This is a genomic window from Roseicyclus sediminis (genome assembly GCF_025515305.1).
GTDB lineage: Bacteria > Pseudomonadota > Alphaproteobacteria > Rhodobacterales > Rhodobacteraceae > Roseibacterium > Roseibacterium sediminis.
On sequence record NZ_JAOPHT010000002.1, the window covers coordinates 287,872 to 309,449 of the forward strand.

Annotated in this window: 17 protein-coding genes; 4 read left to right on the forward strand and 13 right to left on the reverse strand. The window is 67.7% G+C overall.

From position 1 onward, the window contains the following. Nucleotides 1–25: 25 nt before the first annotated feature. Nucleotides 26–1,624, reverse strand: coding sequence for a L,D-transpeptidase family protein (locus tag N8I71_RS03880; RefSeq protein ID WP_262876616.1), 1,599 nt, complete (start codon nt 1,622–1,624; stop codon nt 26–28). 428 nt (nt 1,625–2,052) lie between these two features. On the opposite strand from N8I71_RS03880, the gene N8I71_RS03885 reads away from it, so the two are divergent. The 3 genes from N8I71_RS03885 to msrA all read left to right on the forward strand — a co-directional run bounded on the left by N8I71_RS03885 (nt 2,053) and on the right by msrA (nt 3,709). Then, nucleotides 2,053–2,613: a YcbK family protein gene (locus tag N8I71_RS03885; protein ID WP_262876617.1), complete on the forward strand. Its 561-nt coding sequence runs from the start codon at nt 2,053–2,055 to the stop codon at nt 2,611–2,613. 143 nt (nt 2,614–2,756) lie between these two features. Continuing rightward, entirely contained in the window at nt 2,757–3,206 is a 450-nt protein-coding gene (msrB, locus tag N8I71_RS03890) for a peptide-methionine (R)-S-oxide reductase MsrB (RefSeq protein ID WP_262876618.1), read from the forward strand. Then, nucleotides 3,203–3,709 (forward strand): peptide-methionine (S)-S-oxide reductase MsrA, encoded by a 507-nt coding sequence (gene msrA / locus N8I71_RS03895; RefSeq protein ID WP_262876619.1) that lies wholly within the window; start codon nt 3,203–3,205, stop codon nt 3,707–3,709. Before msrB ends, msrA begins: the two co-directional genes overlap by 4 nt. Nucleotides 3,710–3,809: 100 nt before the next feature. On the opposite strand, the gene N8I71_RS03900 is transcribed toward msrA, so the two are convergent. The 5 genes from N8I71_RS03900 to N8I71_RS03920 all read right to left on the reverse strand — a co-directional run bounded on the left by N8I71_RS03900 (nt 3,810) and on the right by N8I71_RS03920 (nt 7,879). Continuing rightward, nucleotides 3,810–4,493, reverse strand: a complete 684-nt coding sequence (locus tag N8I71_RS03900; RefSeq protein WP_262876620.1) for a hypothetical protein — start codon at nt 4,491–4,493, stop codon at nt 3,810–3,812. Then, nucleotides 4,465–5,982 (reverse strand): PucC family protein, encoded by a 1,518-nt coding sequence (locus N8I71_RS03905; protein ID WP_316249128.1) that lies wholly within the window; start codon nt 5,980–5,982, stop codon nt 4,465–4,467. The genes N8I71_RS03900 and N8I71_RS03905 overlap by 29 nt, the downstream gene beginning before the upstream one ends. Before the next feature lie 154 nt (nt 5,983–6,136). Continuing rightward, the gene (locus tag N8I71_RS03910) at nt 6,137–6,475 is read right to left on the reverse strand and encodes a light-harvesting protein (protein ID WP_262876621.1); all 339 of its coding nucleotides are present in this window, start codon (nt 6,473–6,475) and stop codon (nt 6,137–6,139) included. 12 nt (nt 6,476–6,487) lie between these two features. Then, a complete protein-coding gene (pufB, locus tag N8I71_RS03915; RefSeq protein WP_109665289.1) occupies nt 6,488–6,643 on the reverse strand; it encodes a light-harvesting antenna LH1, beta subunit in 156 nt (51 codons plus the stop codon). A gap of 294 nt (nt 6,644–6,937) precedes the next feature. After that, nucleotides 6,938–7,879, reverse strand: a complete 942-nt coding sequence (locus N8I71_RS03920; protein WP_262876622.1) for a 1-phosphofructokinase family hexose kinase — start codon at nt 7,877–7,879, stop codon at nt 6,938–6,940. A 99-nt stretch (nt 7,880–7,978) separates the two neighbouring features. Between N8I71_RS03920 and glgB the strand changes: the two genes are divergently transcribed. Next, complete coding sequence (gene glgB, locus N8I71_RS03925; protein ID WP_262876623.1) at nt 7,979–10,189, forward strand: 1,4-alpha-glucan branching protein GlgB; 2,211 nt, start codon at nt 7,979–7,981, stop codon at nt 10,187–10,189. Between the two features lie 6 nt (nt 10,190–10,195). On the opposite strand, the gene malQ is transcribed toward glgB, so the two are convergent. The 7 genes from malQ to N8I71_RS03960 form a co-directional block, all read right to left on the reverse strand. Continuing rightward, the gene (malQ, locus tag N8I71_RS03930) at nt 10,196–12,112 is read right to left on the reverse strand and encodes a 4-alpha-glucanotransferase (protein WP_262876624.1); all 1,917 of its coding nucleotides are present in this window, start codon (nt 12,110–12,112) and stop codon (nt 10,196–10,198) included. Then, nucleotides 12,105–14,198, reverse strand: coding sequence for a glycogen debranching protein GlgX (gene glgX, locus N8I71_RS03935; RefSeq protein ID WP_262876625.1), 2,094 nt, complete (start codon nt 14,196–14,198; stop codon nt 12,105–12,107). Before glgX ends, malQ begins: the two co-directional genes overlap by 8 nt. After that, a complete protein-coding gene (gene glgA, locus N8I71_RS03940; protein ID WP_262876626.1) occupies nt 14,195–15,625 on the reverse strand; it encodes a glycogen synthase GlgA in 1,431 nt (476 codons plus the stop codon). The genes glgX and glgA overlap by 4 nt, the downstream gene beginning before the upstream one ends. Next, entirely contained in the window at nt 15,622–16,890 is a 1,269-nt protein-coding gene (gene glgC, locus N8I71_RS03945) for a glucose-1-phosphate adenylyltransferase (RefSeq protein WP_262876627.1), read from the reverse strand. Before glgC ends, glgA begins: the two co-directional genes overlap by 4 nt. Nucleotides 16,891–17,019: 129 nt before the next feature. Continuing rightward, on the reverse strand, nt 17,020–19,398 hold the full coding sequence (locus N8I71_RS03950) for a glycogen/starch/alpha-glucan phosphorylase (RefSeq protein ID WP_262876628.1): 2,379 nt from the start codon (nt 19,396–19,398) through the stop codon (nt 17,020–17,022). A 316-nt stretch (nt 19,399–19,714) separates the two neighbouring features. Continuing rightward, nucleotides 19,715–20,530, reverse strand: a complete 816-nt coding sequence (locus N8I71_RS03955) for an inositol monophosphatase family protein (RefSeq protein WP_262876629.1) — start codon at nt 20,528–20,530, stop codon at nt 19,715–19,717. Between the two features lie 27 nt (nt 20,531–20,557). After that, the gene (locus N8I71_RS03960) at nt 20,558–21,571 is read right to left on the reverse strand and encodes an ABC transporter ATP-binding protein (RefSeq protein ID WP_262876630.1); all 1,014 of its coding nucleotides are present in this window, start codon (nt 21,569–21,571) and stop codon (nt 20,558–20,560) included. Nucleotides 21,572–21,578 lie beyond the last annotated feature (7 nt).

Consider the following 21,578-nt stretch of genomic DNA (forward strand, 5'->3'; position numbering starts at 1 on the left):
CCCGCCTCTCCCGGCGGGGCCCCGATTAGCTCGCCGCGTCGGGCATGACCACCCCCATGGCACGGATCGCCTGTCCAAGACGCGCGTTCCGGCCATAGACGTCGTCACGGAAATTCAGGTCGCCATCGTCATCGACCCAGGCCGTCCAGTAGGTCAGGTGGACGGGGATATGCTGCTCGAGGTTCAGCTGCGTTTCCTGCCCGGTGTTGAGGATGCGCTGGAACAGTCCCACCGGATCGTCGGTCTGCCGCTCCAGCAGGTGATAGGCGAACTCGTGCGGGTCATCGAGCCGGATGCAGCCCGAGGAGAAGGTGCGCACTTCGCGCTCCATCAGGTACTGCTCGGGCGTGTCGTGCAGGTAGATCGCGTGCCGGTTGGGGAACATGAACTTCACGCTTCCCAGGGCGTTGCGCGGCCCCGGCGGCTGGCGCAGGTCGAAGGGGAAGCTCGACACGGAATACTGGCTCATGTCGATGGCGGCGGGGTTCACCACGCGCCCGTTCGACAGAAGCTGCATGTAGGTGCCGCCGCCCGCGATGATGTTCGGGATGTAGGACCGCATGGCGATCGAGCGCGGCACGTACCAGCTCGGGTTGATGACCATGTGCTCCATCTCGTCGGAGAACTCCGGCGTCTGCCGGTCGCGCGCGCCGACGACCGAGCGGGTCACGAACGTCGTCTCGCCGTTGTCGATCACCCGCACGTGGAAGTCCGCGAGGTTCACAAAGATCAGGCGGTCGGGAACCGTGCCATCGTTCAGCCAGCGCTGCCGCTCCATGTGCAGGACGACGTCGTTCCAGTGATCCTCGACCGAGCGGTTGACCGCCTGGATCGTCGAGCCGCCGGCGATCCCGTCCGGCGTGATGCCGTTGTCGATCTGGAATTCGACGACCGCGGCCTGAAGGCGCGCGTCGTATTCGGCGGTGATAGACCGCTCGAGATAGCCCATCGCGATCAGGCGGTTGCGCAGCGCCACCACTGCGGGACCGCTGTTGCCGGGGGCAAGACTTCCGGCCTGGACGATCGGGCCGTACCCACCCTGCCGCGCGAGATCCTCAAGCCGGAGCTTGGTGCGGAGCAGGCGCGCATAGGCGGGATCCTGCGGCGGAAGCGTCGCCATGAAGGCGTGCGGGTTCGCCTCCATGAACGCCGTCAGGAGTTCCAGCGGATCCTGACGCGGCAGGTCCTGGAAGATGTCGGGAATGATGTCGCCCGGGTCGAGGAAGCCGGAATGCACGTCCTGGGCGTATTGCAGGAACATGCGGCTGGCCATCACGTCGGCCTGGCCGCGCGCCCAGGGATTGGTCGCCTCGGCGAAGGCTGCGCGAAGCGCCTCGACGTCGTAGCGGTCTGCCGGAAGCCCGTGGGTCCGCGCGCCGTCGAGCGCGGCCACGAGGGCCGAACGGCGATCGACCGACTCGGATGAGGTCCAGACCGGCTGGAAATCGCGATCGCGGTAGAAGGCGGCGAGGCTTTCATCGGTCGATGAAGCCTCGGCGATGGCCTGGCGGAGCGCCGAGAAGGTCTGCGCCTCGGCGGTGGCGGGCAGCACGGTGACGGCGGCCACGGGCGCGAGGGCCAGGGCCAGTGCAGTCAGCGACGTGCGCGCGAATTTCAGCGTCATGATGCGGAGATCCCCAGTCTTTCGGTCAAGTCGTCGTCTTCGAAACGTGTCTTCCAAATGCCGTCATGACGCGCCCCGGGCCCCGGAGCGAGTCACATCTACGATACAACAGGCAGGATTCGATTACATTCACGGTTAAGCAAGTTTTTTCCTATACATAGGCGTCTGCGGGCCGGAACGCTGCGACCTTTTCGCACCCGTGCGGCGGTCCCACACCCTCGCCTAGCGCGGGAATTGGCCGCTTGCGGGGCGCGCGATGGGCAAAAAACTGCCGATGGGGCTCGGTTATTCACAGGGGGCGGTGACGGCACTTCCCGAAACATTACAGATGTGTCATCCAACCCGGGTGCCTGCGGGGATGGGGGCGCACCAATGCCGGGAAACGGCATGCGTCAAACGAGCTGGCGGAACTGAGGGGCATACGACCCATGGCAAACACCAATATCACGCGTCGCGCGCTTTTGCGTGCGTTCGCCGCAACCACAGTGGTGGCGGCACCGGTGATGGCGAATGCGACAGGCTTCCTTCGCGGTGCGGGCGATATCCGCCGCATCCGCATGTACAACGGACGAGCCGGCGAAAGCATCGACATGATCTACTGGGTCGAGGGCGAATACATCGCGCCCGCCCTCGAGGAGATCAACTATTTCTTCCGCGACTGGCGCGACAACACGGTGCACCGTATCGATGCGCGCACGGTCGACATCCTCACCGCCTCCCATCGCCTGATGGAGACGGACGAGCCCTACACGCTTCTTTCGGGCTACCGCAGCCCGTCCAGCAACGCGCTGCTGCGCAGCCGCTCCTCCGGCGTGGCGCGCAACTCGCTCCACATGCAGGGCGAGGCGGCGGACGTGCAGTTGCAGTCCCGCAGCGTGGGCCAGATGTATCAGGCCGCGCGCGCCTGCAACGCCGGCGGCGTCGGGCGCTACTCGCGGTCGAACTTCGTTCACATGGATTGCGGGCCGGTCCGGACCTGGGGCGGCTGAGCCGCCTCTTCCGAATTCGTCCCATTGCAGACTTGACGCCCCGGCCACTCGTCGGGGCGTTTTTGTATCTCCCGCGCGGCCGCGTGATTGGACAAGCCGCCCGCCCGTGCCCATATTCCGGGAAACGGACAGGAGGCGAATGGATGCCCGATTACACCAAGGACCCCGAGGCGATCTCGCGGCTGACGCCGGAACAGTACCGCGTGACGCAGACCGACGGGACCGAACGGCCCGGCACCGGCGAATACCTCAACAACAAGGCGCCGGGCATCTATGTCGATGTTGTCTCCGGTGAGCCGCTTTTCGCGTCCTCCGACAAGTACGAGTCGGGCTGCGGCTGGCCGAGTTTCGTCAAGCCGATCGAACCCGCGTACGTGATCGAGAAGCGCGACCTCTCCCACGGGATGGTCCGGACCGAGGTGCGCTCGAAACACGGCGACAGCCATCTCGGCCATGTCTTTCCCGACGGCCCCCGCGATCGCGGCGGCCTGCGCTATTGCATCAACTCGGCCTCGCTGCGTTTCGTCCACCGCGACGACATGGAGGCGGAAGGCTACGGCGATTACCTCGATCAGGTGGAGGATCTGGCATGAGCGAACGAGCGGTACTGGCAGGCGGCTGTTTCTGGGGGATGCAGGAACTGATCCGCCACAAGCCCGGCATCATCTCGACCCGCGTGGGCTATACCGGCGGCGACGTCCCCAATGCGACCTACCGCAATCATGGCACCCATGCGGAGGGGATCGAGATCATCTTCGATCCCGAGGTCATCAGCTATCGCGAGATCCTTGAGTTCTTCTTCCAGATCCACGATCCGACCACGCGGAACCGGCAGGGCAACGATATCGGCATGTCCTATCGCTCGGCCATCTACTACGAGGACGAGGCGCAAAAGGCCTGCGCCATCGACACGATCGCGGATGTGGAGGCTTCGGGCCTCTGGCCGGGTCGTGTCGTGACCGAGGTGGAGCCGGTCGGCGATTTCTGGGAAGCCGAGCCCGAGCACCAGGATTACCTGCAGCGCATCCCGCACGGTTATACCTGCCACTTCCCGCGCCCGAACTGGGTTCTCCCGAAGCGTCAGGCCGCCGAGTAACGACGCGAGGCTGCGGGCCGACATGAGAAGGCCGGGGTCCCTGCCCCGGCCTTTTCCGTGTCGCCCGATCCCGGCGACGTTCTTTCGACGTCGCGACGCGTCAGCGGTGTTCCTTGAGCGTCGCCCAGCCGAAGCGCTCCGAAATCAGCGGATGGCCCTTCATGATCGAGCTCTTCGTTCCGGTCCTGACAAGCGGCATCGGCCACCAGCCGCGCGACATGTGCCGTCCGCCATGCATGACCGAGGATCTCCGCGGCTTGGCGGACAAGAGCTTCTGCGGCCAGAAACGCTGGGACATGTAGCCCTTCGTCAGGTTCTTCGGCGCCTCGCGGCGGCGCGAGACCGTCGGCCAGTCGAACACGCCCGAAAGCGTCCAGTTCGCCCAGCCCGATCCCACGTAATCGTCCCGCGTCATCATGAGCGGGTGGTACTGGAGGATCGACGGCGTGTGCATGTCGAGGTCGGCGACCTCTTCAACATAGCGGTTCTGGTTCGACACGCCGGCGTCGATCCAGGGCTCGCTGTCGGCGGCTTCCTTGGCGCGGCGCGCGGCCCCGAACGGGGTGAAGGGCGCACGGCAGACGAAAAGCGCCCCGCCGTCCTTCATCGCCTTGGCGTAGCGCTCGGCATCGGCGGGGTCGACACGGGCCGCAGCCATGGCCTTCATGTCGGCCTCGGCGATGACACTCAGCGTCGCCTCGGGAAATCCTTCGGAGCGCAGCGTTTCGGCGACGCGGTTTGCGATGTCGGCTGATTCATAGAGCCGTGACACGATTGTCGTCATGGGTCTCCCTCTCCTTTTGCCGCCGCACCGGCGGCGTTGGCTCGATGGGTGCGGCGGACGTGTCCGGTCGATCCTGCCGATTACGATAGCGCGAGGTCTGGTGAAGGCGAGCCTGTTTTCTCCGGAGCACCACGATTGCAAGCAACGCGGCAAGGAGCAGCCCGAGCTCGAGGCTGAAAACGGGGGTATACGGCGTTTCGGGGCGGAAGTCCGCCGCGCCGGGAAGGGCCGTGACAAGGTCGCGGATGATCCCGCCAAGCGCCACGGCGATCCCGGCGGCGGTGGCCTGCACCGCGCCCCAGGCACCAAGCGCGAGGCCCACCTGCTCGCGCGGGGCGCTGCGCATGGTGGCCGTCAGCGTCCCGTGGCCGAAAAGCCCGGCGCCGAGACCGGCGAGCCCGGTGCCCGCGACGAAAAGCGCCGGGAGCGTAAGCGGACCGGAGGCAATGATCGCGGCAAAGGCCGGCAGCCCCGCGAGCGTGCCCCACCAGGCGACGTCGATCGGGTCGGCCCCGTCCAGAAGGACGCGCGAGGCGATCGCGAAGCCAATGAGCCCCCCGAAGGCAAAGACCGCCGTCAGCCGCGTCGTCATGGCGACAGACAATTCCAGGACCTGGCCGCCATAGGGCTCGAGCAGGACATCGGCCATCCCGAAGCCCATGGTCCCGAGGCCGATCACGACGAGAAGGCCCACCGCGGTCCGGCCGCGCACGAACAGGCGCCAGGCATCGATGAAGTCGTCATGCGTCTCCGCTTCCATGCGGCGGGCGCGGTCGCGGTCACGCGGCTCCTGCTTCCACAGCGCGAGGAGATTCAGGACAACGGTCACCACCGCCGCCCCCTGGACGACCTGAACAAGCTTTCCGGGTGTGTAATCCGTGAGGAGCGCGCCGAAGATCAGCGCGGCGCCGATCATGCCCACCAGCAGCATCACGTACATCAGGCCCACGACCTTCGGCTGATCCTCCACCGGCACGAGATCGGTGGCGAGCGCGAGACCGACGGTCTGCACCGTGTGGACGCCGGCGCCCACCAGAAGAAAGGCGAGTGCCGCGCTGGCATGGCCGATCCAGAGTGGAGCATCGGCTGCCTGGTCGTAGCCAGACAGCACCAGCAAGGCGAACGGCATGATCGCGAAGCCGCCGAATTGAAGCATCGTGCCCTTCCAGATGTAGGGCACGCGCCGCCAACCGAGCGCGGACTTGTGGATGTCGGAGCGATAGCCGATCAGCGCGCGGAACGGCGCGAACAGAAGCGGCAGGGAAATCATGACGCCAACGAGAGTGGCGGGAACGAACAGTTCCACGATCATCACGCGGTTGAGCGTGCCCACGAGCAGCACCAGCGCCATTCCGACGGTGACCTGAAACAGCGACAGGCGCAGAAGGCGCGATAACGGCAAATCGTCTGTCGCCACATCCGCGAACGGCATGTAGCGCGGACCGATCTGCCTGATCTTGCGCAGGGCGAAGTCGCGGGTCCTGAACATGGCGGGGTGGGACTAGCCCCTCCTTGATGAATGGGCGGGGGTACTGTGTCTTCGGCATTGGTCCGGGGTCAGGCCGGATCGGTAGGGTTTGGACGGGGGCGGGCCTTTGCCGTCCCCGTCCTATCTTCTGCGGTCGTTCTTCATCGGTCCGTGCCTATTGCATCAAGGCCGCGGAGGTCAGGTCATCCACAACGAGCGTCGCGGTCCTGCCGTCCGGCAGCACGACCCGAAGGCTCTCGTTGCCGTAGGCGTCAGCCTCAAGGTACATTGGAATGTCACCGGCTGCGGCGGATGCCGGAAGCACGTTCGTTCCCTGCTCGAGCGCGGCACTGTCGCCGGAGCCGAGCGGCTGCCCCTGGAGGAAATCACCGACCCACGAGGTGTTCGACAGGACGGCGACATGGACCGCGAATGATCCCACAGCGACGGCGGTGAGGAACATCGGGATCCCGACGGTCGGCTTCACGACAAGCCACATCTTTGCGTTGTTCATGATGTCGCCCCCTTATCCGAGCCAGGGCGTGGACACGGCCACGAGCACATGGGCGAGCAGCGCGATCGCGCCGAAGACGCGGGTGCCGTCGATGAGGTAGCTATGCACCTCTTCTGCTTCTTTAAGGGTCAGGCCCGTCGGCCAGACCTTGTCGGGATCATCGGACATAGTCCTCCCCTCCTCTTCGTTGCGTTGCACTATTCCGTCGCCGTGCAAGCAACACGGACGACGGACGACAGGTGCCCCTCAACTCCGGTGATCGGCAGAGGAGTTACCCGCGATCAAAGTGTCATGCCAAATTGACATTTGCAACTGTAAATCTGATTAGACCCTTCAAATAAAGGCGCTACGCCGCCAGCGCACTTGTCAACCTGCGCAACGGGGCTGGAAAAAGTGTCAGAAATTCCTGACAGATGCCCCGTGGGGCATGGCCGTCGTGGCCTGTGGGGGGTCAAGGAAACCTCAAACAGGACGGGCAAGGCAGTCCGACAGAATCACCTCGAACCCGGCGCGGTCGCAAAGTTGCGTCGCCTCGGTCGTCACGGCCGAACTCGCCGCGGAAACGCCCCAGCACAGGACCTCGGACAAGGGCAGGCCACGCGACAGGGCCAGCGTCGCGCCGGCGACGAAGCTGTCACCCGCCCCCGTGACGGAAACGACGGGCACATCGGCGGCCGGGGCGAACCAGCGGCCGTCGGCGGAGGCCAGCACCGAGCCTTCGGCACCGCGCGCGAGGATCGCGATCTCGGCGGCGTCCGCGGCCACGAGATCCTGCGCGGCCGCCGCGCTGATTTCGGGTGTCGGCAGGGAGCGGCCCATGAGTTCCTCGGCCTCGGCATGGTCCATCCGCAGGACGCGGAGCCTCAGACGCGCGCGCGCCACCTCTGCCAGCGCGGCGCCGGATGTGTCGCAGACCACGGCGGCCCCGGCCTCGGTCAACGCGCGGGCGAGATCGGCCATGGCCGAGGCCGGCAGGCCGGGCGGAAGCGATCCCGAAAGCACTGCGAAATCGCCGGCGCCCACCATCGGCAGCAGCGCGTCGCGGGCAGCGGTCAGATCCGCGGCGCTCCACTGGGGACCGGGAAAGATGAACCGGTATTGTCGGCCTGTCGTCTCCTCGATGACGGAAAGGTTCTGCCGCGTGTCGCCGGGCGCGGGAAGGGCCGCCACCGCAACCCCCGGCCCCGCCAGCAGCCGCATCAGGTCCGCGCCGATCGGCCCGCCCGCGGCCACCGCCGCCGTCGCCTCACCGCCAAGCAGCGCCACGGCGCGCGCCACGTTGATCCCGCCGCCGCCCGGATCGCGACGCGCGGGCGCGCAGCGCAGCTTGCGCCCCGCAACCAGCTCGGGCGTCCGGGTTTCGAGATCGAGCGCGGGATTGAGTGTCACGGTCAGGATGGTCATGGCCCATTGTTAGGACCTTGAACCCTCGGGGGAAACAGCGTCGTTCGGGTTGAGACGACATTCCGTTGCAGTCGGCCCGGGATTGTCTAGGCTCATGCCATGACAGAGACCCTTCCCCCGGAACCGCCGAGCCCCGGATCGGCAGAGGCGCTGTCCCGCCTGGTCAGCGGGACGCTCGACGATCCCTTTGCGCTGCTCGGGCCGCAAGGCTCGGGCAAGGCACGCCGCGTCACGGTCTTCGCGCCCGGCGCCGTGACGGTCTCGGCGGAAACCGGGGGCAAGGCGGGTCCCCATCCCCTGCCCCCCGTCGCGGGATTTGGCGGCGTCTTCGCGGGGCCCGTGCCGGGTGACGGCGCCTACCGCCTTGCCGCGCGGGCCTCGGAAGGAACCGAATGGACCTTCGAGGACCCCTACCGTTTCGGCCCGGTGCTTGGCGAAATCGACGAATACCTGATCGGCGAGGGCACGCACCGGCGTCTGTGGCACGCGCTCGGCGCGCACGTGATGGAGCACGAGGGCTGCCACGGCACCCATTTCGCGGTCTGGGCGCCGAATGCGAGCCGTGTCTCCGTCGTGGGCGGCTTCAACCTGTGGGACGGGCGGCGGCATGTCATGCGCCGGCGCGGCGCCACGGGGGTGTGGGAGCTGTTCCTGCCCGGCATCGGCGAGGGCACCGTCTACAAGTACGAGATCCTCGGGCCGCATGGCGAGGTCCTGCCCCTCAAGGCAGACCCGGTCGGCTTCGGCTCGCAGCACGCGCCCGAGAAAGCCTCGGTCGTCCGCGATATCCGGGGCTATGGCTGGCCGGACGCGGACTGGATGGACACGCGCGGCACCCGCAACGCGCGCAATGCGCCGATCTCGATCTACGAGGTGCACCTCGCCTCGTGGCGGCGCAAGGAAGGCGGGCGCCCGATTTCCTATGTCGAAGCGGCGAAGGAGCTGGTGGATTACGTCCACGACATGGGCTTCACCCATATCGAGCTCCTGCCGGTCTCCGAGCATCCTTTCGACGGGTCCTGGGGCTACCAGCCCGTGGGCCTCTTCGCGCCGACGATCCGCCACGGGCCGCCGCACGAGTTCCGCGACCTGATCGCCGCGGCACACGGCAAGGGCCTTGGCGTGATCCTCGACTGGGTGCCGGGGCATTTCCCGACCGATCCCCACGGGCTCGGCCGCTTCGACGGCACCGCGCTCTACGAGCATGCGGACCCGCGCGAGGGGTTCCACCAGGACTGGAACACGCTGATCTACAATTTCGGCCGGCGCGAGGTGAAGAACTACCTCGTCGCCAACGCGCTCTACTGGCTGGAGGAATACCACGCCGACGGGCTGCGCGTGGATGCGGTGGCCTCCATGCTCTACCGCGACTACAGCCGGGCCGAGGGCGAGTGGATCCCGAACCGCGACGGCGGCCGCGAGAATTACGAGGCGATCGCGCTGCTGCAGGAGATGAACGCGGTGGCCTACGGCGAATGCCCCGGCATCCTGACAGCGGCGGAGGAAAGCACGTCCTACCCCAAGGTCTCCGCGCCCACGGATCAGGGCGGCCTGGGCTTCGGCTACAAGTGGAACATGGGCTGGATGAACGACACGCTCGATTACATCAAGCGCGATCCGATCCACCGCAGGCACCATCACCACCAGATGACCTTCGGGCTGACCTACGCCTTTTCCGAGAACTTCATCCTGCCGATCAGCCATGACGAGGTCGTGCACGGCAAGGGCTCGATGCTGGGCAAGATGCCGGGAAACCGGGAAGAGAAATTCGCCAATCTCCGGGCCTACTACGGCTACATGTGGGGGCACCCGGGCAAGAAGCTTCTCTTCATGGGGCAGGAATTCGGCCAGGCGGCGGAGTGGAACCATTCAACCCAGATCGACTGGGCCGCGCTTTCGGACGGACGCCACGCGGGGCTGCAGCGGCTGGTGCGGGACCTCAACACGCTGTATCGCGGCACGCCCGCGCTGCATGTGAAGGATGCCGAGGCGGAAGGGTTCCAGTGGCTCGAAGCCGACGACGCGGCCAATTCGGTCTATGCCTGGATCCGGCGCGGCGGTCCCGGCGACGCCAATGCCGTCGTGGTCTGCAACTTCACGCCGGTCGAGCGGACGGCCTACCGGATCGGCCTGCCGCTTGCGGGCCGCTGGCGCGAGGCGCTGAACACGGATGCGGAGTTCTACGGCGGCGAGGGGCGCGGGAACCTGGGCGGCGTCGTGGCGGCCCCGGTTCCCCATGGCGATCAGGCCGCGAGCGCCGAGCTCTACCTGCCGCCTCTTTCGGTTGTCTACCTCGTGCACGAGGGCTGAGCCGGCTCAGCGCGTGTCGTTCATGATCCGCGCGGCGGCCAGCATCCCCGGCGCGGACGCAAGCTCCGCCGCGGCGAGGGGAAGGCGCTGACGCCAGTTGGGATATTCCGACGTCGTGCCCGGAAGGTTCGGCTGTGGCACGATCCCGAGGGCGCATTCCACCTGCACCATGGCGAGAGCGGATCCCGTCGCCCCAAGCGCGTGATGCATCGCGTCCGGAGAGGCGGGATCGGTCTCCGGGGGGGCGATCCTTGCGGTCATGGCGTCGAAGGCCGCCACTTCCGTCTTGCGGCGGGCACGTTCGGCTTCGGCGAAACCGGGCGTGATGTGCCCCAGCCGCGCCCGAGCGTCGATCTCGTGACCCTTCCGCCAGCCTGCCCAGGTCGGCAGATCATGGGTCGAGAAACTGGCGATGGAGGCACGCGGAAAACTTTCGGGCGCGCGGAAGGCCGGCGTCTTCCCAGGCCGACGCTCGAACAGCTGGAGCCGGCAGCCGAGGATGCCGGACGCCGCGAGCGCCGACCGCAAGCCCCGGGGCACGTTCCCGAGATCCTCGCCCACCACGACCGCACCGGCCCGCGCGGCCTCCATCCGCACGACGGCGAGCATGGCGTCCCGCGGCATCTGCACATAGGCGCCGGGCCCACCGCCCTCCGGCACCCAGAAGGCCCGGTCGAAGCCGAGGATATGATCGATCCGCAGCGCCCCCGACAGTGCCATCTGGCAGCGCAACGTCTCGGCCAGCGGCGCGAAGCCCGCAGCGACAAGCGCGCGCGGGTTGAAAGGCGCAAGGCCCCAGGACTGGCCATCGGCGGAAAACGCGTCGGGCGGCGCGCCGAGAGATGCCCCGAAGGCGAAGCTCTCGCGGTCTTCCCATGTCTCCGCCCCGGCGGGATGCGTGCCGACTGCGAGATCAAGGTAGAGGCCCATAGCCATACCCGCCGCCTTGGCGCGCGCATTGGCTGCGGCGAGGCCCGTCTGCGCGCGCCATTGCAGCCATGAATGAAACCTCATCTGCGCCATGAGCGTGGCCCGGGCGCGCGCGGCCGCCGGGCTGTCGGGGTCGCGGAGTTCGGCTGGCCATTCGGACCAGTAGGGCCCGTGGATGTCCGACAGCGCCTGATGGAGGGCGAACCGGTCGAGCGCGTCGCCTTCTTGCGACCGGAAATCCTCGAAAGCCGGATCGCCGCCTTGCGCCGCGAAGGCGGCGTATCCCTGTTCCAGCGCGGCGCGGCGCCGGGGGATTTCCGCGCCGTAGTCCACAAGCGGCCCCGAGGGTGCCGGGGACGACCCGTCGACCACGTGGAACGCGCTCAGACGGCGGCGGTGGGACGGTGTGTAGGGGCTGAAGCCGCCCGGATCGGCGAAGAACCCTGCGTGGATCGGATTGAGGCCGAGGAAGTCGCACCCGAGCCCGGCCAGACCCTCCGCCGCCACCGCGAGGTCGTCGTAGTCGGCAAGCCCCCCGACCGCGGCCGGACGCAGAGCGTGAAGCGGCAGCATCGTGCCCCAGGCGCGGGCGGGAATCGGCAGGCGCGCGGGCGCCACGATCAGCGTGCAGCGATGGCCTCGGACTTCCAGCCGATGAAGGCCGAGCGGCAGGGCGGGCAGCGTGTCGCCCCTGCCCTCCTCGCTGCCGCCATCTTCGCGCAGCAGCCGCCATTCGGCGCCCTCCGGCAGGAGCGAGCGCAGGGGAACGTCCGGCACGGCGATGGCCCAGTCCGGCAGGACGCGCCCGGTCTCCGCGGCCTCCAGCTCTGCCAGGCGCTCGGCGGCCTCCGCCTCGTTCCCGACCGGAAGCCCCATCGCCGAGAGAAGCGCGCGCATCGTGGCCCGCCCCGTTCGCCTGCGCCGCCGCGTCTGGTCGGTATAGGACGCCACGATGCCGACCCGCGCCGAGAGCGCCGACAGCGCGTTAGTCATCGTGGACCTCCAGCACGCAGGCCGCGACGGAAGGGCCCGGCACATCGAGCGTGCGGCCAAGCGGCTCGGCCCCGAACCAGCCTGTGGCCGTGGCGACCCGGTGGCTCCAGCGGGTGTCCCCCGGGATCGGCGGCAGGCGCACGGTCACGTCCTTCGATCCGGCGTTGAAGACGAGGAAGACCGCGTCCTCGCGTTCGGCGTAGGCGGGCGTGCCCGAGGCCATGCGCAATTCGGCGCAGAGGACCCGCGCATCGCCGTCGTCCCAGTCGGCTTGCGTCATCGGCGTGCCGTCCGGGCGCCACCAGAACAGGTCCTCCATCCCGTCGAGCGCGCGTTCGCGCGAATGCAGGAACCGCTTCTGCCGCAGGATCGGGTGACGCTTGCGGAAGGCGATCATGGACCGGGTGAAGCTCCGGAAGTCTTCGTCCGCGTTCTCCCAGTCGATCCAGCCGGTCTCGTTGTCCTGCGCGTAGGCGTTGTTGTTCCCGCCCTGCGAATTCCCGACCTCGTCGCCCGCCAGGATCATCGGCGTCCCCTGGCACAGCAGAAGCGTCGCCATCATGTTGCGCCGCCGCAGGTTTCGCGCGGCCCGGATGCGGGGGTCGTCGCTCGGCCCCTCGATGCCGAAATTGTCGGAATAGTTCTCGCCGTGGCCGTCGCGGTTGTCCTCGCCGTTGGCCTCGTTGTGACGCTCCAGGTACGCGACGACATCGGCGAGCGTGAAGCCGTCATGGGCAGTCAGCATGTTGACGGACGATGTGGCCGCCCGCCCCGAATGGTCGAACTGCAGCGCGGAGCCGGTCAGCCGGTCCGCCAGAACCGGCACATGGCCCGCATCGCCCCGCCAGAAGCGCCGCACGCCGTCGCGGAACTGATCGTTCCATTCGAGGAAGGGCGGCGGGAACGCGCCCAGCTGGTAGCCGCCGGGCCCGATATCCCAGGGTTCGGCGATGAGCTTGACCGTCGACAGGACCGGGTCGGCGCGGATCGCATCGAAGAAGGCCGCGCCCCGGTCGAAGCCGTTCGGCGTACGCCCGAGCGTGGAACAGAGGTCGAAGCGGAAGCCGTCCACATGCATCGCCTCGACCCAGTACCGCAGGCTGTCGAGGATCATGCGCAGGACCATCGGATGGTCCATGTTGATCGTGTTGCCAGTCCCGGTGTCGTTGATGTAGCCGCGATGATCCGGCGTGAGCCGGTAATAGGACAGGTTGTCCAGCCCCCGGAAAGACAGGGTCGGGCCGGTCTCGTTGCCCTCGCAGGTGTGGTTGTAGACCACGTCGAGGATCACCTCGATCCCGGCGGCGTGCAGACGGGCGACCATGTACTGGAACTCGGCGATCTGGCCCGCGTGGAGATACCGGGGCTCGGGCGCGAAGAAGCCGAGCGTCTGGTACCCCCAGTAGTTGCGTAGGCCCTTCTCGACGAGGAACCGGTCGTCGAGGAACGCCTGCGACGGCAGAAGCTCGATCGCGGTGATCCCGAGGTTCGTGAGGTAGTCCAGCACCGGATCCGAGCCGAGGGCCAGGAAGGTTCCCGGATGCTGCACGCCGGGAAACCGCCGGGTCAGGCCCTTCACATGGGCCTCGTAGAGGATCGTCTCGGCGATGCGCGTGCGCGGCGGGCGGTCGCCGCCCCACGAGAAGGTCGGGTCCTCGACGACGCAGCGCGGCATGAAGGGCGCGCTGTCGCGGCGGTCGAAGCTGAGGTCGCCGCGCACGTCGCCGACGGTATAGCCCATCAACGCGTCGTCCCAGACCGGATGACCGGTGAGGCGCTTGGCGTATGGGTCGATCAGAAGCTTGTTGGCATTGAACCGATGCCCGTGATGGGGCGCGTAGGCGCCATCGGCCCGCAAGCCGTAGAGCTGCCCGGGCCGCAGCCCCGAGACATATCCGTGCCAGACGTCGCCGTCGCGCTCGGGCAGGTCGAGCCGCTGGATTTCCCGCCGTCCGTCCTCCGAGAAGAGGCACACGGTGATCCGCGTCGCGTGTTCCGAGAACACGGCGAAGTTGACGCCCTCGCCGTCGAAGGTCGCGCCAAGGGGGGCCGCACGCCCCTCGGCCATGGTCAGGACAGGTCTCATTCGGCGCCGGAAACCTCCCGGTAGAGCCGCGCATAGGCCGCGGCCGAGGCCTCCCACCCCACGGGTTGGGCCATGGCATTCTCCTGCATCCGCGCCCAGGTTTCCCGGTCCTCGAACAGCGCGCAGAGATCCATCAGCCCCAGCGCCAGCGTTTCGGCCGTCAGGGGATGGACCTGCACGCCGGTGCTTGCGCCGGCCGCAAGCGCGGCGGGGCTTGCGGGAATGACGGTATCGGCGAGCCCCCCGGTCAGCGCGACCAGCGGGATCGTCCCGTAGCGCAGCGCGTAGAGCTGGGTCAGGCCGCAGGGCTCGAACCGCGAGGGCACGAGGAGCGCGTCGGCCCCGGCGACAAGGCGATGGGCGAGCGCCTCGTCATAGCCGATGCGGACCGCAACGCCGGGATGAGCCGTGGCGGCGGCAAGCCAGGCGGCCTCGAGCGCGGCGTCGCCCGCCCCCAGCATCACCAGCTGCCCGCCGCGATCCAGAAGCGCCGGAAGTGCGTCGAGCATCAGGTCGAGACCCTTCTGCTGGGTCAGCCGGGACACCACGCCACAGAGCGGACCGGACGATTTCTCCAGCCCGAACTCGCTGCGGAGCGCGGCGCGGTTCTTCGCCTTGCCACGCGGGCTTCGGTAGCGGGCGGCAAGCGCCTTGTCAGTGGCCGGGTTCCAGACCTCGGTGTCGATGCCGTTCAGGATCCCCGAAAGCTCCCCCGCCCGCGCCCGGATCACGCCATCCAGTCCCGCGCCGAATTCGGGGCGCGTCAGTTCCCGCGCGTAGGTGGGCGAGACGGTGGTGATCCTGTCCGACCAGATCAGCCCCGCCTTCAGCGTATTGATCCGCCCCCAGAACTCGAACCCGCCATCCTGGACGAAATCCTTCGGATCGAGCCTGAGCGCGGCCAGGCGGCCCGCGGGGGCCGCGCCGTGAAAGGCGATGTTGTGGACGGTGAAGACGCTCGGCACACGGCCCGCGCGCCGCGACATGTAGTAGGGCGCCAGCCCCGCCTGCCAGTCATGGCCATGCAGAAGATCGGGTTTCCACCCGGCCGCGCCTTCACAGGCGATGCGCGCCGCGATCCACGAGAGGGCGGCGAAGCGTTCGGGATTGTCCGACCAGTCGCGCCCGTCGGGGCCGAGATAGGGCGTTCCCGCCCGCCCATAGAGATGCGGCGCTTCCAGAACGAGAAGTTCCACGCCCGCCGCGCGCGCCGAGATCACGCGCCCCGGCCCGCCAAAGAGCGTGTTGTCCTCCATGACCGTCTCGCCCGCGCCTGCAGCCTGCAACACCTGCGGATAACCTGGCAGGAGAACGCGCATCCGCACCCCCTGCCCGTCCATGACCCGCGGCAGCGCGCCGACGACGTCCGCCAGTCCCCCGGTCTTGACGAAGGGAACGCATTCCGAGGCGACGGAGAGAACCTTCATCCGAGTGTCGCCGCCCTTCGGTCGAGCATGTCCTGGGTGATGAGCGTGACGCCGCCCTCGCTCACGCGGAACCACTTCTCATCCTCCACGGGGTCCTCGCCCACGATCAGGCCTTCCGGGATATGTACGCCCCGGTCGATCACGACCCTGGTCAGGCGTGCGTGTCGGGCCACGGTGACGTATGGGAGCACCACGGCTTCATCGAGGCTTGCGTAACTGTTGGTGTGGACCATCGTGAAAAGCAGGGAATTGCGGATCTCGGTCCCCGAGATGATGCAGCCGCCGGAGACCAGCGAACTGAGCGCCGTGCCGCGGCGGTTTTTCTCGTCATGGATGAACTTCGCGGGCGGCACGGATTCCGAATAGGTCCAGATCGGCCAGGTCGTGTCCCAGAGATCGAGCTCGGGCGTGAAATCGGTGAGGTCGAGGTTGGCCTTCCAGAAGGCGTCGACGGTGCCGACGTCACGCCAGTAGGCGGGGGCCTCGGCGCTCGTGCGGACGCAACTGTCGGTGAAGCGGTGCGCGACGGCTTTCCCGTTCTTGACGATGTCGGGAATGATGTCGCCGCCGAAGTCGTGGCTGGAATTGGGGTCCTCCGAGTCCCGGATCAGGAGGTCGCGCAGGAACGCCCACGAAAACACGTAGATCCCCATCGAGGCCAGCGCGACCGTGGGATCGTCCGGCGTGCCGGGCGGATCGGCGGGCTTTTCGAGGAAGCTCGTGATCCGGTCGGTGGCATCCACCGCCATGACCCCGAAGGCCGTGGCTTCCATCCGCGGGACCGTGAGGCAGCCCACGGTCACGTCCGCGCCGCTTTCGACGTGGTGCCGGATCATGCGCTCGTAATCCATCTTGTAGATGTGATCGCCCGCCAGGATCAGGACGTAGTCGACCTCGTAGCTGTCGACGATGTCGATGTTCTGCGTCACGGCGTCGGCGGTTCCCAGATACCACTGGTTCTCGTCGACGCGCTGGCTTGCCGGCAGGATGTCGAGATACTCGTTGCGCTCGGAGCGGAAGAAGTTCCAGCCGCGCTGACAGTGCCGGATCAGGCTGTGGGCCTTGTACTGGGTGGCGATCGCCATCTTGCGGATGCCCGAGTTCAGCGCGTTCGAAAGCGCGAAGTCGATGATCCGCGTCTTGCCGCCGAAATAGACCGCGGGTTTCGCCCGTTTGTCGGTCAACTCCTTGAGGCGGCTGCCCCGGCCTCCGGCCAGCACGAAGGCCATCGAATTGCGCATCAGTCGCGAAGTGCTGTCGACCATCCCCATTTTCCTCCCGGTTCCCATTGTATTGGACACGGGGCGCCCCAGACCCGATGCCTTTGCGTCGAGCCTAGGCGATCCCGCCCCGAAAACAACAGGCAAGCGGGCAGACCGCGGAGGATGAGGTGCCTAGAGAAGCGGTTCGGCCTTCCAGATGTCGGTCAGATACCCCCGGATCGTCCGGTCGGACGAGAACCAGCCGGACCGCGCGGTGTTGAGGGCGGCCATGCGCGCCCAGCCCTCCGCGTCGCGATAGGCGGCATCGACCTCCCGCTGCGCCCGCCAGTAGTCGGAGAAATCCGATGTGACGAGGAAATAGTCGTGCCCCGAGAGGTTTTCGACCAGATGCGCGTAGCGACCGGGCTCTTCCGGCGAGAAGACCCCTTCGCGCACCGCGTTCAGGGCAGCCGCCAGACGCGGGTCGGCGGCGATGGCGCGGGAGGCATGGCCCGACAGGGCGCGGCGGGCCGAGGCCTCCTCGGCGGTCATGCCGAACAGGAAGAAGTTCTCGGCACCGACATGATCGCGGATCTCGACGTTGGCGCCGTCGAGCGTACCGATGGTCGGTGCCCCGTTCAGCGCGAATTTCATGTTGCCGGTGCCCGAGGCCTCCTTGCCGGCGGTCGAGATCTGCTCGGAAAGGTCGGCGGCGGGGATCAGGCGCTCGGCCAGCGAGACGTTGTAGTTGGGCAGGAACACGATCTTGAGGCGGTCTCGCGTCAGGGGATCCGCGTTCACGACCTCGGCCACGTCGTTGATGAGGCGGATTATGTCCTTGGCGAAGTGATAGCCCGGCGCGGCCTTGCCCGCGAAGATCTTGACGCGGGGCGTCCAGTCGCGGCCGGGATCGGCCCGGATCGCCTGCCACAGCGCAATGGCTTCCAGGATGTTGAGGTGCTGGCGCTTGTACTCGTGCAGGCGCTTGATCTGGACATCGAACATCATCTTGGGGTCGAGGACGATGCCGTGCTCCGCCTCGATGAAGGCGGCCAGGTCCGCCTTGTTGGCCCGCTTGGCGGCCGCGTAGGCGTCGAGGAAGGTCGGGTCCGCGATGTGGCCCTCCAGCTCGGACAACCGCTCGAGGTCGGCGACCCACCCCTCGCCGATCCTGTCGGTGATGAGCGTCGCCAGCCGCGGGTTGCACGACAGAAGCCAGCGGCGCGGCGTGACGCCGTTGGTCTCGCTCACGATCCGGTCGGGATAAAGGCGGTTCAGCTCCTCGAAGACGGTGGTCTTCATCAGCTCGGTATGCAGCGCGGAGACGCCGTTGACCTTGTGCGCCATGACGAAGCTGAGCTCGCCCATCTTCACGACGCCCGGCTCGCGGATCGACGCACGACAGCCGGGGTTCGCGGCGCGGTGGGCCCGGTCGATGCGGTCGACGATCTCCAGATGCCGCGGCAGGAGGCGGCCGAAGAGATCCTCGGACCAGCGCTCCAGCGCCTCGGGCAAAAGCGTGTGGTTCGTGTAGGAAAGCGTGTTCCGCGCCAGGTCGACGGCTTCGTCGAACGGAAGGTTCTTCTCGTCGTGGAGAAGCCGGACAAGCTCCGGCCCCGCAATGGCGGGGTGCGTGTCGTTGAGCTGGATCGCCACCTTCTTGGGCAGAAGGCGCAGATCGTGGTGCTCGCCCTCGAAGCGGCGGAGGATGTCGTGAAGCGACGCGGCGGTGAAAAAGTATTCCTGCTTCAGCCGCAGTTCCTTGCCGATCTCGGTCGTGTCGTCGGGATAGAGGACCCGGCTGATCGTGCGCGCGGTCTCCTCGCGCGAGGCCGCGCCGACGAAATCGCCGCGATTGAAGCTGTCGAGATCGAAGCCCGCCTCAGATCGCGCCGACCACAGCCGCAGCGTGTTGGCCCAGACCCCGTTCCAGCCGACCACGGGCGTATCGTAGGCCGCCGCGATCACCGCCTCGCCCGGCTCCCAGGTGCCGCCCTTCGCGACGCCGCCGAAGCCGATGCGATAGCGCGTCTCGGGGCGCTCGAATTCCCAGGCGTGCGGCTCCTGAAGCCAGGTCTCGGGCAGTTCCACCTGCCGCCCGTCGACGATGCGCTGGCGGAAGAGGCCATGCTCGTAGCGGATGCCGTAGCCGTGGGCGGGCACGCCGAGCGTGGACATCGACTCGAGGAAACAGGCCGCGAGCCGTCCGAGCCCGCCATTGCCGAGTGCCGCGTCGGGTTCGTCGCTGATGACCACGTCGGGATCGCAGCCGAAGGCCAGCAGGGCCTCGTGCGCGGCATCGAGCAGGCGAAGGTTGACCAATCCGTCCTCGAGGAGCCGCCCGATCAGGAACTCCATCGACAGGTAGTAGACGCGCTTGGCGCCGGCCGCATAGGAGCGGCGGGTCGAGGCGAACCAGGCATCCACGATCCGGTCGCGGAGCGCATGGCTGAGCGCCATCCGCCAGTCGTAGACCGTCGCGTGCTCGGCATCCTTGCCGGCGGTATAGATCAGGTGGTGCAGGATCGCGGATTGCATGTCCTGCGCGCCGTAATGGGTGCTGTCGTGCATGAAATGGAGCCTCGAAAACGGATCACGGACAGATAAGTCGCGCGCGTTTTCCGTCAGCCCCCGGGGCGATTCAAGCCACGAGTTTCCACCGATCCGACAAATCGGCCGACCGTTGCACGCGCACGACCTCGTATGCCGCACCCTCCTCCCTGCCTTGGCGGGGCGACGCAATGGCGAGATGAACGCTTCGGCGGGCCGATTTCAAGACCGGACCGCATCAGAACGGACAGATCGCGCGGGCGCAGGCCCCTTCCCGCCGCACCCCCGGCCAGCGGCGTCGCCGGGATGGCGGGCCGACCACAGGGGGTCGCGCCCGTCATGACCAGTATTCGACTTCGGGCAATCCGTCCGGGAACTCGGCCGAGACGATGCTCTCCAGCGCGTCCCAGACCCCTGGCGCGGCCCCCATGGCAAGGCCAAGCCGCGCATCCGCCGGGTAGGGATGCGTGACACCTCCCGCCTCCCGGATCATGAGGAGCCCCGCGAGGCTGTCCCACGGGTTCATCGACGGCTCGATATAGCCCGCCAGCCGCCCCGCCGCGACGCAGGCCAGCATGTTGGCGCCCGAGCCGTTCCGGTAGTACATGCCGCCCGCCTCCATCAGCCTCCGGATGATGCCGGCGATGGGGGCCGCACCGCAGCGTTCGGATGCGCCCACCGCGACAAGGCCCTGGTCGATCCTCTTCGACGGATCGAGAGACAGGCGCACCCCGTCGAGCGTCACGCCCTGACCCGCGCGCGCGGCGAAATGTTCGCCCGTCACCGGCACGTCGATCACCCCGAAGAGCGTTTCGGCGCCTTCGATCAGCGTGATGACGACGCACCAATGCGGCAGACCCATCAGGAAGGGCACGGTTCCGTCGATCGGGTCGATCACCCAGGTCAGGCCGGACCTGCCCTCGGCCGCGCCCCCCTCTTCGCCGAGGATGGCGTCGTCGGGAAAGGCGGCGGCAATCTCGCCACGGATCATGTCCTCGACCGCCCGGTCGGCGATGGAAACGAGGTCCAGTTCGCCGTTCTTGGTCTCGATCTCGAGACTCGCGCGGTTTCGGTAGTAGTCGAGGGCGATCTGCCCCGCCCGGCGCGCGAGATCCGAGGCGAGGGCCGCGCGGGCGGCGATGGGGTCGGTCATGGGGGGCCTTTCGGAAGGTCGGTTCGGCTAGCGGACGAGGATGAGATCGGCGGGATCGATCTGCAGGTCGACCTTGTCGCCTGCGGTCAGGCGCGGCTCGGAGATCGGGCGGGACACGAGAAATTCGAGGTCCTCGTCCTGCACGACATATTCCATGCGACTGCCAAGGTAGCTTGCCGACAGGATGGTTGCGATCCCGCCGGGCGCAAGGCGGATGCGTTCGGGGCGGATCGTGGCCGTCACCTTGCCGGATTCGGCGCCGATAGGCAGCGCGAGGTGGGCGGCGTGGAACTTGCCCGCCTCGACACGCCCCTCGATCAGGTTCGCATCGCCGATGAAATCCGCCACGAAGGCCGAGGCCGGCCTTTCATAAAGCTCCGCCGGCGTGCCGATCTGGGCGATCTGGCCCATCTTCATCACCACGATCCGGTCGGAGACGGCCAGCGCCTCCTCCTGATCGTGGGTGACGTAGACGGCGGTCAGCCCGAAACGCTGCTGCAGGTCGCGGATCTCGGCGCGGACCTTGCGGCGCAGCTTCGCGTCGACGTTGGAAAGCGGCTCGTCGAACAGAAGCACGTCGGGCTGCTGCACGATGGCGCGGGCGACGGCGACGCGCTGCTGCTGGCCCCCGGAAAGCTCGGAAGGAAGTCGCGCCTCGAGCCCGGCCAGACCCACCTGGTCGAGGATCGCGTGCGCGCGGTCCCGCGCCTCGGCCTTGGCGACGCCGCGGATCGTCGGGCCGTAGGCCACGTTCTCCAGCACCGTCATGTGCGGGAAGAGGGCGTAGGACTGGAAGACCATGCCGACGTTACGCTCGGACGCGGGGTCCCTGCTGACGTCCCGGCCTGCGATCTTCACCTGGCCCTCGCTGGGAAGTTCCAGCCCCGCGATCAGCCGCAGCGACGTGGTCTTGCCGCAGCCCGAGGGGCCGAGGAAGGTGACGAGCTCTCCCCTGGCGATGGAAAAGCTGATGCGGTCCACCGCCGTGGCGCTGCCGTAGCGCTTCACCACGTCCACGAACTCGATGGCGGTTTCCGTCATGCCCCGT

Coding starts and splice junctions, on each gene's coding strand:
- N8I71_RS03950 (WP_262876628.1), bottom strand. CDS start 19,398: ATGCACGACAGCACCCATTACGGCGCGCAGGACATGCAATCCGCGATC.
- glgA (WP_262876626.1), bottom strand. CDS start 15,625: ATGAAGGTTCTCTCCGTCGCCTCGGAATGCGTTCCCTTCGTCAAGACC.
- glgC (WP_262876627.1), bottom strand. CDS start 16,890: ATGGTCGACAGCACTTCGCGACTGATGCGCAATTCGATGGCCTTCGTG.
- glgX (WP_262876625.1), bottom strand. CDS start 14,198: ATGAGACCTGTCCTGACCATGGCCGAGGGGCGTGCGGCCCCCCTTGGC.
- glgB (WP_262876623.1), top strand. CDS start 7,979: ATGACAGAGACCCTTCCCCCGGAACCGCCGAGCCCCGGATCGGCAGAG.
- malQ (WP_262876624.1), bottom strand. CDS start 12,112: ATGACTAACGCGCTGTCGGCGCTCTCGGCGCGGGTCGGCATCGTGGCG.
- N8I71_RS03900 (WP_262876620.1), bottom strand. CDS start 4,493: ATGACGACAATCGTGTCACGGCTCTATGAATCAGCCGACATCGCAAAC.
- N8I71_RS03955 (WP_262876629.1), bottom strand. CDS start 20,530: ATGACCGACCCCATCGCCGCCCGCGCGGCCCTCGCCTCGGATCTCGCG.
- N8I71_RS03880 (WP_262876616.1), bottom strand. CDS start 1,624: ATGACGCTGAAATTCGCGCGCACGTCGCTGACTGCACTGGCCCTGGCC.
- msrB (WP_262876618.1), top strand. CDS start 2,757: ATGCCCGATTACACCAAGGACCCCGAGGCGATCTCGCGGCTGACGCCG.
- msrA (WP_262876619.1), top strand. CDS start 3,203: ATGAGCGAACGAGCGGTACTGGCAGGCGGCTGTTTCTGGGGGATGCAG.
- N8I71_RS03905 (WP_316249128.1), bottom strand. CDS start 5,982: ATGTTCAGGACCCGCGACTTCGCCCTGCGCAAGATCAGGCAGATCGGT.
- N8I71_RS03960 (WP_262876630.1), bottom strand. CDS start 21,571: ATGACGGAAACCGCCATCGAGTTCGTGGACGTGGTGAAGCGCTACGGC.
- pufB (WP_109665289.1), bottom strand. CDS start 6,643: ATGTCCGATGATCCCGACAAGGTCTGGCCGACGGGCCTGACCCTTAAA.
- N8I71_RS03910 (WP_262876621.1), bottom strand. CDS start 6,475: ATGAACAACGCAAAGATGTGGCTTGTCGTGAAGCCGACCGTCGGGATC.
- N8I71_RS03920 (WP_262876622.1), bottom strand. CDS start 7,879: ATGACCATCCTGACCGTGACACTCAATCCCGCGCTCGATCTCGAAACC.
- N8I71_RS03885 (WP_262876617.1), top strand. CDS start 2,053: ATGGCAAACACCAATATCACGCGTCGCGCGCTTTTGCGTGCGTTCGCC.